Consider the following 10,049-nt stretch of genomic DNA (forward strand, 5'->3'; position numbering starts at 1 on the left):
GCCATTTTCAAAGGGAAAATGTACCCAGTAGCGTCTTTTCAATTTTTTCTGAGAAGCGACCTGCAGTAAGGGTTTTGTTAATTTTTTAGTATTTCTGTATGGGGGAAGTCCAGATATTTCTCTCCCTAGCTTAGGGGTTGACAGAGCAGGGAGTCTCAGGTGTTTTCCTCTGTTTTACTGCTTCTCAGACGAACTATCCTCTTCCTTGAGTTATTGTGGCGCGGTCTGTCGGATTCGTCTTTGCGTTCATCTCTGTCTCGAAGTTGTTGAAGCAGATTCTCTATTTTGTTATAATTAGTGTCATTCGTTCGGTTTTGGGAGGGAAAAATATTCCGACACTTGCACAACTCTTACAATGTTATACCCTATCTTGTTGGGCAACAAGGTTTTATTTACCAATTAACTTAATAAGATTGGATGAGCGTACTAAAAATATTTTCATGTTAATTGGTGAAGGTATTGAGATTGAAATTAAACCTAATGGACAATGGATAAAATGAATCAAAAACCTAATTTTAAAACTATGACATCTCAAGAATTAAAAAGTTATGTATTATCTCATCGTGAGGATGACGAGGCTTTTTATGCTTATGTAGATAAGCTAAATGAAAGAAAAGATCGAGTAGTTTATCCACCTTTAAACTCCTTAGAAGATCTGGAAAAATATCCCGAAGTTATTGAACAAATGCGTCAAGATTCCCGTCATAATTTTCAGCAAAATGAGTTAACTTAGATACAGTGCGATCGCACTCTCTCGCAGTCAGGTCAAGCAATAGCCCAACCCAAGACAGAAGGAGGATAACAGCACAGCACACACCCCCCACAACTGTATCAAAAGCTACAATTTATAAATCTTTACATTTCTCTCCCTGACGAGCTATCCACCATGAAACCCATCCTCAACGCCCAGATGATTTCGGAAGTTAGAGGACAACCAGAATCACGACCAATATCAACGGACGGGACTCAACTGCCCCAATTCGACACTCACTGCATCAAAGCGATTGTCCCCAGGGCGATAGGAGAGAATTTCCAAGCCAATCGGCTCGCCACTGGTGGAATCCTTAATCAGAATCACCCCATCCCCCAGTTCAGTACAAATCTGCTCCTTTCTGGGTTGCTGCCAGAAGACAGTCAGTAATTCCGTTTCCGGTTCATAGAAAACTTTTACTTGAGCCATAGCATTTCCCCTTCTTTAATCCCATCGGTTTGGTAGGCAGTAATCAAGAACCCATCTCCATTCAAACGCCGAGCCACTGCCACAACCCAACGTTTTTCCTGTCGCTGGCGATAAAATAGCAGCACCCCAGCATCGTGGCTACTGCGTCGAATTTCATCTGGTGAAGCTAGGGTAAGGGTCACTAATTCCTCCAACTCCTCAAGGTCAGGATGTTTGCCCATTAGCCTCTGCCAATAACCTTCTGAAGTTCTAACTGTAAATCCCAAAGGGGTAACAACTTCAAATTTCATTCCCAATCATGGATAGGATTCTCGTTTCGGTGATAAATATAATGGTCGTGTTGCCGATGCTCAATCTTCAATTCCTATATCTACAAGACAATTGGCAATGAGTTGGTCAAATTGCTCCCAATCTTCACTATCCCATGTTGACATCCTCACCGCCGTAAAACGGACGGCGATTCCCAAACCTCACGATTTGGGTTTCTGCTTCTTTCCCGAAGGATTTTTCGCACCTGCCTTAACAGATTTACTCTGTTCTGGTCTTATGGTCGCTCTACAGACTGACACCGCAAGCCCTGCGGCCAAAATGTTTTTACTGGCGTTAATATCTCGGTCATGGTGAGTCCCACAGTCTGGACAGTCCCACTGTCGAACATTTAACGGCATTTTCTCAGCAATATGCCCACAATTACTACATCTTTTAGAACTAGGAAACCATCTATCTATTTCGATGTAATTTCTGCCGTACCAACGGCATTTATAGGCTAATTGTCGGGTGATTTCTCCCCAGCTTACATCAGATATTGCCTGAGATAATTTCGGGTTTTTGACCATATTCTTGACGGCTAAATTCTCAACCACAATCGTTTGGTTTTCACGAACTAATTGAGTGGTTAGCTTATGTAAATGGTCTTTTCTGCTATCGGTGATTTGAGCGTGAATTCTGGCTACTTTGATTCTTGCTTTTTCCCGATTTTTTGAGCATTTCTGTTTTCTAGAAAGGCTTTTTTGGGCCTTTCGCAGTCTCCGATAATGCTTTTTAAAATGCTTGGGATTAGACACTTTATCGCCATCGCTGGTAATCACAAGGCTACTAATTCCTAAGTCAATTCCAATGGCTTTATCTGTTACTGGTAATGGCTTAATCGTTGGGTCATCAAATCTAATTGAAATATGCCAACGTCCTGAGGGATGTAATCTGACTGTTACTGTGCTTGGTTCACAGCTTTCTGGTATTTTTCTTGACCATCGAATAGGTAAAGGTTCTGTGCATTTAGCTAAATAGATTTGTTTGTCTTTGAACTTAAAAGCAGATTTGGTAAATTCGGCACTTCCTCCTTGATGTTTTTTCTTAAAGTTAGGATACTTAGTCCGACCAGCAAAGAAATTAGTAAAAGCTGTTTGTAAATGTCTTAACCCTTGTTGTAAAGGTACACAGCTAACTTCGTTTAAAAAGTCTAATTCTTCTTGTTTTTTCCAATCGGTCAACATTGAAGAAGTTTGAGCGTAGCCTACTCTTTCTTGTCTTTCGTACCATGCTTGTGTTCTGACATGGAGAGCTTTGTTGTAAACTAATCTTACACAGCCCAAAGTGCGCCGCAATAGCGACTCTTGTTCGGGTGTGGGGTAAAATCGAAACGAATAGGCTTTTTCCATATCTCGCATTCTAGCATATATCGTGTAAATGCGCTAATATTTAACGGTAAAGCCGTCGTAGAACGACGGGGTTTCAGACCCAAATTTTCGATGAATTATCATTTGATGTAGTATTTTGAGCGGATTCGATAAAGGTAATAATAACCGATTCTCCATACAACCACACATACTATCCCCCGTAACTGTATCAAAAGTTACAATTTAATAAATCTTTATATTTCTCTCCCTAACTAGCGATCGAGATTTTGGGGTTTTTGGGGAGTTCAAGAGCTTGGACTTGTACAATAAAGTTGTACAAGTCTCCAAAGACCAAGCAAATTAGCGCTAAAAGCTCAAGGATTACAACTTTTCTCCCGTCGATCCTAGACATCATTCTAAAAGTCGGCACTTAAAGGGGTACGGGGGAAAGGAATCACATCGCGAATATTGGTCATTCCCGTCATGAATTGTACCAGACGCTCGAATCCTAAACCAAAACCAGCGTGGGGAACAGAACCGTAGCGACGCAGCTCTAAATACCACCACAAATCATCGGGATTCATTCCCTGTTCCTGCATTCTTTGGATTAATACATCTAATCGTTCTTCCCGTTGGGAACCGCCGATAATTTCGCCGATCTTGGGTGCTAAAATATCCATAGCGGAAACAGTCTTATTACTGTCATCTAGACGCATATAAAAAGCTTTGATTGTCTTGGGATAATTGGTGACAATCACGGGTTTTTTAAATAGTTCTTCCGCTAGATAACGTTCGTGTTCTGACTGTAGATCTACGCCCCATTCTACCGGAAACTCGAACTGACGATCAGCTTTTTCTAATAACTCGATCGCTTCGCTATAGGTAATCCGGCCAAACTCGCTATTAACGATATTCTCGGCCGTACTTAACACCGTTTTATCGATACGTTCGTTAAAAAACTGCAAATCTTCGGGACAATTTTCTAGGACGAATTTAAAGATATATTTCAGAAAAGCTTCCGCTAAATCCTGATCCCCTTCCAAGTCACAAAAAGCCATTTCCGGTTCCACCATCCAAAACTCGGCCAGATGACGGGAAGTATTAGAATTTTCGGCGCGAAAAGTCGGGCCAAAAGTGTAAACATTAGATAAAGCCATGGCCATTACTTCCGCTTGTAATTGTCCACTGACGGTTAAATAGGCCCGTTTACCAAAGAAATCCTCGGCAAAATTGGCGGGTTTTTTTAAGTCTAAACTGGTGACAGTAAATAATTCCCCCGCACCTTCGCAGTCGTTAGCGGTAATAATGGGAGTATGTACCCAAATAAAGCCCTTTTCTTGGAAAAAAGTGTGTATAGCGGTAGCGCAAGCGTTTCTAACCCGCATTACTGCCCCTAGGGTGTTGGTTCTTGCTCGCAGATGGGCAATAGTTCTTAGGAATTCAAAGGAATGACGTTTTTTTTGTAGGGGATAATCCGCAGGACAGTCACCATAAAGGGTGATTTCGGCAGCTTTTAACTCGATATTTTGCCCTTTACCCGGGGAAGGAACCAAATTTCCCGAAACAGCGATCGCTGTTCCTGTACTAATTGTTTTTAGTACATTTTCATAATCGGGTAAAGTCGGTTCGAGGATAACTTGTAAGTTGGCTAGGGATGAGCCATCATTAACTTCCAGGAAAGTAAATTCTTTTAATTCTCGTTTTGTTCTCACCCAACCCTGCACGGTGACGGATTGATCCGGTTGTCCTGTTTGAAAGATTTCCTTGATTCTGGTAGTCATCGCTTATCCCTATGTTAGAACCAAAGAGTATTTTAACTGAATGTCAGCAAAAGTCCCTCGCTTTTATGGACTTCTGCTGACTTTGTATATAGACAATTCTCGAAAACCATGTTATCATAGTTATAGTTTCTTGATAACTCTTATGTACAAAGCGTACAAATTCAGACTTAAGCCTAATACCGAGCAAGAAATAGCCTTAGCAAAAAGCTTTGGCTGTTGTCGTTGGTTTTGGAATTATTCCCTGAATTTATGCCAAGAAACCTATAAAACCACAGGAAAAGGACTGACACGAAACTATATTCAGGGACTATTGCCTAGTCTCAAAAAAGAATATGAGTGGTTGACAGATGCTTATTCCCAGTGCTTACAGGTTGTTGCTTTGAACTTATCCCAAGCTTATCAAAATTTCTTTGAGAAACGAGCTAGATTACCAAGATTCAAATCTAAACATGGTAAACAATCAATTAGCTATCCAGCTAAGGTTAAATTTGAAGGTGACTACCTCAAATTACCGGGTAAAGTTGGATTGGTTTATTGTGTTCGTCATCGGGAATTTGCAGGAACAATTAAAACCGTTACTATCTCAAAAAACCCAGACGGTAAATACTACGCTTCTATTTTAGTTGATGACGGACAATCCCCCCTGCCCCCCTTGATAAGGGGGGTGCCGAAGGCGGGGGGATCTACCCTTGATAAGGGGGGTGACGAAGGCGGGGGGATAGATGGAAAAGCGATAGGAATCGATTTAGGACTGAATCATTTTGCTATTACCAGTAATGGTAGTAAATATGATAATCCTAGACATTTAGCCAAACATCAACGTAATCTAAAAAGGAAACAACAAAAGTTATCGCGTAAAAAGAAAGGCAGTAACAACCGTCAAAAAGCTAGAGGTAAAGTAGCTAAAGTTCACTCTAAAATCTCAAGATGTCGTGAGGATTTTCTGCACAAGCTATCCCGTAAGATAGTTAACGAAAACCAAGTTATTGCGGTAGAAAATCTCAATGTTAAAGCCATGGTACGCAATCATAATTTAGCTAAGGCTATTAGTGATTGTAGTTGGGGAATGTTTTGTACAATGCTCAAATACAAGGCAGAATGGCAAGGAAAAACTTATATCGAAGTTGATAGGTTTTTCCCTAGTTCTAAAACTTGTCATGTCTGTCTAAATCAAGTGGGTAGTTTATCCCTTGATGTTAGAATATGGACTTGTGTGCATTGCAAAACAATCCATGATCGTGACATAAATGCGGCAATAAATATTCGAGATGAAAGCTTACGGATATTGTCGTTAGGAACTAGCGATACTGCCTATAGAGGGGATATAAGACCAAAAGCTGGGCGTAAGTCCGTCTTGAGGCAATCCCCAGTGAAATAGGAAGCTCTCAACGATCTTGAGAGTAGTTCACGATAGAAGGTTCAGATCAGGCTAAAATCAATCTCGAACAGGTCTCATGCTTCTGGTGGAAAAATTATTAAGTAAGCCCAAAAGCCGTAAATTAGCGATTTTTTTGGCTTTTATCGGCAGCATTCTCGCTTTACCCTTTCCTATCGCCGGTATTCATAAATTCTATCTCGGTCAACCTCTCTGGGGAATTATTTATCTTCTGCTTTGGCAAACTCCGATTCCCCGGGTAGCTTGCGCGATCGATGCAGTGTGGTATTTAATCCAAGATAACCAATTTTTGGCTAACTATTTTCCCACTGCCACCGCTGCTGCCACTGTCCCCAGTTTAGAGCCTAAACAAGTAGAGGCGATCGGGGCAGCTTTAAGGGAATTAGAGCGCCTCCGGCAAGAAGGATTAATTTCTGAGTACGAATTTGAAGAAAAACGGCGACAATTACTATAATGACACCGCAAAACTGGTTAGGGCGCACTTTTAACCCTTTAAAAGCCAAAATTAGCAATGATCCCTATTATCGCTTTCGTTCCCTCGATGAGATCGCTATGGCGGCGCAATTGGGCATTAAAATTAATGTCAGTCAAGCGGGTGTGGATGATTGGCTGCGATTGCCGGGGATATCCATCCATCAAGCGCGAATGTTGGTGGAATTGTCGGGTATGGGGGTAGAATTGCTTTGTCTCGAAGATCTAGCGGCTGCTTTGAGTGTTCCTGTGGCTAGATTGAAAGCTTGGCAACCGATTCTAGAATTTGCCTATTATAGTCGGGAAAGTCACCTCGCACCCCCTAAAATCAATCCTAACACCGCTTCGATCGAGCAGTTAACCACCTTACCCCTGATCAGCGATAATTTGGCAGCTGCCATTATTAAAAACAGGGAAGAACAGGGATTATTTAAGAATATTGTGGATTTTAAAGGGCGTTTATCCCTAGACGCTCAGGAAATCTCCCAATTAATGCACTTTTTTCAGTTTTAATCCCAAATACTCAGGAAAGGAGACAGGAGATAGGAGATAGGAGATAGGAGATAGGAGTCAGGAGATTATTTTTATTTATTCTCCCCACTTCCCCACTTCCCCACTTCCCCACACCCCACACCCCACTTCCCAGCAAATCTAACTTTCTTCAGATTCCTCCCCATCATTAGGGGGAACTAGGGCTACCGCAGCGATCGCATCGTCCTCATCGAGTTTTTGTACCCGGATGCCTCCGGCCGATCGCGATTGGGGAGTAATAGCATCGACGGATTGACGGATAATAATACCCCGTTCGGTGATAATCATAAATTCCTCGTGGGGGTTAACAACGTGCAGAGCCGCTAATTTATCGTTCTTTTTGCGGAATTTAATCACTCTGACTCCTAATCCCGCCCGATTTTGCAGACGTAGGAGGGTAACGGGAACCCGTTTTCCTAGTCCTGCCATGGTAATCGCTAACACCCAGGGGCCATTATTAGCCACTTCGGGGTTAATTTCTTCGCTTTCGTCCTCGGTTTCTTCTTCGTTAGATTCAGCGATTTGGGCGACAATTTGACTAGGCAGGATGTCCATACTAATTAATTCGTCACCTGAGCGCAATTTCATCGATTTTACGCCTTTAGTTGCCCTTCCCAAGGAGCGCAATTGTTGACTATCGGCCTTAAAATGAATTGCCATCCCCTGACGAGAACCGATAATGACGCTGTCTTCCTCTTTGGCCAAGCGAACCCAACGTAGTTGATCACCGTCTTCGAGAGAAATGGCGATTAAACCGTTCGATCGAATATTACTAAAGGCAGCGAGGGCGGTTTTCTTGATAAATCCCTTTTGTGTGAGCATAATCAGGTAATTATCCTCGCTGAACTCGCTGACTGCCACCACCGAGGTAATTTTCTCCCCTTTGGGAATCTCTAACAGTTGCACGATGGGAACGCCGCGAGCGGTACGGGAACCGGTGGGGATATGATAGGCATTGAGACTATAGACAACCCCGCGATCGGTGAAAAAGAGAACGCTATCGTGATCGCGGCAGGTGATAAAGTGATCGATGCCGTCGTCTTCTTTCATTTTTGCGCCAGCTTTGCCCCTTGTCGCCCGATTTTGGGACTCAAAGGTATTAACGGGCATTCTTTTGATGTAACCCTGTTCGGTGACGAGAATTAAGGCCTGTTCGTTGGCAATCAGGTCAGTTTCGGCGATTTCTCCTTCCCGTTGTTCAATATGAGTGCGACGGGGGGTAGCGTGAATCGTTTTGATCTGTTGCAGTTCTTCCTCGATAATGCTGTCGATCCGTTCTTTTCTGGCTAAAATATCCTGAAGATCGCCGATTTTTGTCAGTAATTCCCCGTGTTCTTGCTGAATTTTCTCCGATTCTAGGGCGGTTAACCGTCGCAGCTGCATTTGTAGGATTGCGTCCGCTTGCACCTCTGAAAGACCAAAATTCTGCACTAATCCCTCTTTTGCACTAGCTGTGTCGGCAGCACTGCGAATCAGGGCAATGACTGCATCGAGACTAGCGAGGGCAATTAGTAAACCCTGAAGGATATGATCCCTTTCCTCGGCCTTGCGGAGTTCATAACGGGTACGACGGGTGATCACTTCTACCCGAAAATCGAGGAAAACCCGAAGAAACTCCCTTAAGGTCAGTAATCTCGGTTCGTTATCGACTAATGCCAACATATTCGCCCCAAAATTCGACTGGAGGGGCGTTTGTTTATAAAGATTGTTGAGGACGACGCGAGGATAGGCATCTCGTTTCAGTTCGATCACTACCCGGATGCCGTCGCGATCGCTTTCGTCCCGCACATCGGAAATACCGTCTATTTTGCGATCATTGACCAAATCGGCGATTTTTTCGATTAATGCCGCTTTATTGGTTTGATAGGGCAGTTCGGTGATGATAATAGCATCTCGATCGGGTCTTCCCCTTTGTTCGATAGTTTCAATGGTAGCGACTCCCCGCAGGGTAATGGAACCGCGGCCGGTGGTGTAAGCTTCCTGAATGCCGTCTCTACCAAGGATATGCCCCCCGGTGGGAAAGTCTGGCCCCGGGATATAACGCTGTAATTCCGTATCGGTGAGATCGGGGTTATGGATGAGGGCAACGGTTCCATCGATAATCTCGGCCAGGTTGTGGGGGGGGATATTGGTGGCCATACCGACGGCGATGCCCGATGAGCCATTAATTAGCAGTTGCGGGACTCTAGAGGGCAAAACCACGGGTTCCTGTTGGGAACCATCGAAGTTATCGGCGAAATCGACGGTTTCTGACTCGATATCCTGTAGTAGGGCGTTGGTGGCCAGGGTGTGCAGACGACACTCGGTATAACGCATGGCTGCCGGGGGATCGTTATCGATCGATCCGAAGTTACCATGACCGTTAATCAGGGGATCGCGCATGGAGAAATCCTGGGCCATGCGGACGAGAGCATCGTAAACAGCAGTATCCCCGTGGGGATGGTATTTTCCTAATACTTCCCCGACGACTCTAGCGCATTTCCGGAAGGGGCGATCGGGGGTTAATCCTAGTTCGTACATCGCATAAAGAATGCGCCGGTGTACGGGTTTCAGTCCGTCCCTAGCGTCGGGCAAGGCGCGCCCAACGATGACGCTCATGGCGTATTCTAGATAGGAACGGGACATTTCATTGCTTAAGTCTGTGGGGACGATATGATCCTGGGCGGCGGTCATAGGGGGTTTAACTCCAATAACAAGGCAAAAAAAGCGTTTTTGTGAGTAAATTCGCTAAAAATCGGGTTTTTACCCTTTTGATGTGCAGAATATGCCCATTTGTAGGACTATTTTACCATAAAATCTCTCTTTTTTGGGGTTTAGAACAGTGCCAAGTCAGTAGTGATCGCAGATACCTTGGCTGGGATGGACGGGTTAATGGTTTGCTATCCTCGTCATCATCATCGAAAATTTTGGGTCTGAAACCCCGTCGTTCTACGACGGCTTTACTGTTAAATATGAGCATCGTTTACGAAATATATGCTAAAATGTGAGACATGGAAAAAGCCTACTCGTTTCGATTTTACCCAACACCCGAACAAGAGTCGCTATTGCGGCGCACATTGGGCTGTGTAAGATTA

11 protein-coding genes are annotated in these 10,049 nt (G+C 43.7%); 6 read left to right on the forward strand and 5 right to left on the reverse strand.

Annotated elements, in window-relative coordinates; genetic code table 11:
- The first annotated feature begins 215 nt into the window (after positions 1–215).
- Together H6G48_RS27345 and H6G48_RS01785 are read left to right on the forward strand one after the other, a co-directional pair.
- Entirely contained in the window at positions 216–500 is a 285-nt protein-coding gene (locus H6G48_RS27345; RefSeq protein WP_002759082.1) for a DUF6888 family protein, read from the forward strand.
- On the forward strand, positions 497–733 hold the full coding sequence (locus tag H6G48_RS01785) for a DUF6887 family protein (protein WP_223210673.1): 237 nt from the start codon (positions 497–499) through the stop codon (positions 731–733). Before H6G48_RS27345 ends, H6G48_RS01785 begins: the two co-directional genes overlap by 4 nt.
- A 219-nt stretch (positions 734–952) precedes the next feature.
- On the opposite strand, the gene H6G48_RS01790 is transcribed toward H6G48_RS01785, so the two are convergent.
- From H6G48_RS01790 to asnS, 4 genes are all read right to left on the reverse strand, one after another.
- A complete protein-coding gene (locus H6G48_RS01790; protein ID WP_002735928.1) occupies positions 953–1,180 on the reverse strand; it encodes a hypothetical protein in 228 nt (75 codons plus the stop codon).
- Positions 1,168–1,470, reverse strand: coding sequence for a hypothetical protein (locus H6G48_RS01795; protein ID WP_002759084.1), 303 nt, complete (start codon positions 1,468–1,470; stop codon positions 1,168–1,170). Before H6G48_RS01795 ends, H6G48_RS01790 begins: the two co-directional genes overlap by 13 nt.
- A 180-nt stretch (positions 1,471–1,650) precedes the next feature.
- Positions 1,651–2,838: an RNA-guided endonuclease InsQ/TnpB family protein gene (locus H6G48_RS01800; protein WP_190718497.1), complete on the reverse strand. Its 1,188-nt coding sequence runs from the start codon at positions 2,836–2,838 to the stop codon at positions 1,651–1,653.
- A 374-nt stretch (positions 2,839–3,212) separates the two neighbouring features.
- Positions 3,213–4,577 carry an asparagine--tRNA ligase gene (asnS, locus tag H6G48_RS01805; protein ID WP_190718499.1) on the reverse strand — a complete coding sequence of 455 codons (1,365 nt, stop codon included), beginning with the start codon at positions 4,575–4,577 and terminating at the stop codon, positions 3,213–3,215.
- 142 nt (positions 4,578–4,719) lie between these two features.
- Here asnS and H6G48_RS01810 point away from each other — a divergent pair, with 142 nt between their 5' ends.
- The 3 genes from H6G48_RS01810 (at position 4,720) to H6G48_RS01820 (ending at position 6,957) form a co-directional block, all read left to right on the forward strand.
- Complete coding sequence (locus H6G48_RS01810; RefSeq protein WP_190718502.1) at positions 4,720–5,955, forward strand: RNA-guided endonuclease InsQ/TnpB family protein; 1,236 nt, start codon at positions 4,720–4,722, stop codon at positions 5,953–5,955.
- Between the two features lie 76 nt (positions 5,956–6,031).
- Complete coding sequence (locus H6G48_RS01815; RefSeq protein WP_002759086.1) at positions 6,032–6,427, forward strand: NINE protein; 396 nt, start codon at positions 6,032–6,034, stop codon at positions 6,425–6,427.
- A complete protein-coding gene (locus H6G48_RS01820) occupies positions 6,427–6,957 on the forward strand; it encodes a ComEA family DNA-binding protein (RefSeq protein ID WP_147074151.1) in 531 nt (176 codons plus the stop codon). The genes H6G48_RS01815 and H6G48_RS01820 overlap by 1 nt, the downstream gene beginning before the upstream one ends.
- A gap of 138 nt (positions 6,958–7,095) precedes the next feature.
- Here H6G48_RS01820 and gyrA read toward each other — a convergent pair whose 3' ends face one another.
- Positions 7,096–9,648, reverse strand: coding sequence for a DNA gyrase subunit A (gene gyrA / locus H6G48_RS01825; protein ID WP_190718505.1), 2,553 nt, complete (start codon positions 9,646–9,648; stop codon positions 7,096–7,098).
- Positions 9,649–9,965: 317 nt separating this feature from the next.
- Between gyrA and H6G48_RS01830 the strand changes: the two genes are divergently transcribed.
- On the forward strand, positions 9,966–10,049 hold an 84-nt coding region (locus H6G48_RS01830), incomplete at its 3' end, for a helix-turn-helix domain-containing protein (protein ID WP_155120112.1).

It is taken from the genome of Microcystis flos-aquae FACHB-1344, assembly GCF_014698375.1.
In the GTDB taxonomy this organism is placed as follows: Bacteria; Cyanobacteriota; Cyanobacteriia; order Cyanobacteriales; family Microcystaceae; genus Microcystis; species Microcystis aeruginosa.

Coding starts and splice junctions, on each gene's coding strand:
- H6G48_RS01795 (WP_002759084.1), bottom strand. CDS start 1,470: ATGAAATTTGAAGTTGTTACCCCTTTGGGATTTACAGTTAGAACTTCA.
- H6G48_RS01815 (WP_002759086.1), top strand. CDS start 6,032: ATGCTTCTGGTGGAAAAATTATTAAGTAAGCCCAAAAGCCGTAAATTA.
- H6G48_RS01800 (WP_190718497.1), bottom strand. CDS start 2,838: ATGGAAAAAGCCTATTCGTTTCGATTTTACCCCACACCCGAACAAGAG.
- H6G48_RS01820 (WP_147074151.1), top strand. CDS start 6,427: ATGACACCGCAAAACTGGTTAGGGCGCACTTTTAACCCTTTAAAAGCC.
- gyrA (WP_190718505.1), bottom strand. CDS start 9,648: ATGACCGCCGCCCAGGATCATATCGTCCCCACAGACTTAAGCAATGAA.
- H6G48_RS01810 (WP_190718502.1), top strand. CDS start 4,720: ATGTACAAAGCGTACAAATTCAGACTTAAGCCTAATACCGAGCAAGAA.
- H6G48_RS01790 (WP_002735928.1), bottom strand. CDS start 1,180: ATGGCTCAAGTAAAAGTTTTCTATGAACCGGAAACGGAATTACTGACT.
- asnS (WP_190718499.1), bottom strand. CDS start 4,577: ATGACTACCAGAATCAAGGAAATCTTTCAAACAGGACAACCGGATCAA.
- H6G48_RS01785 (WP_223210673.1), top strand. CDS start 497: ATGAATCAAAAACCTAATTTTAAAACTATGACATCTCAAGAATTAAAA.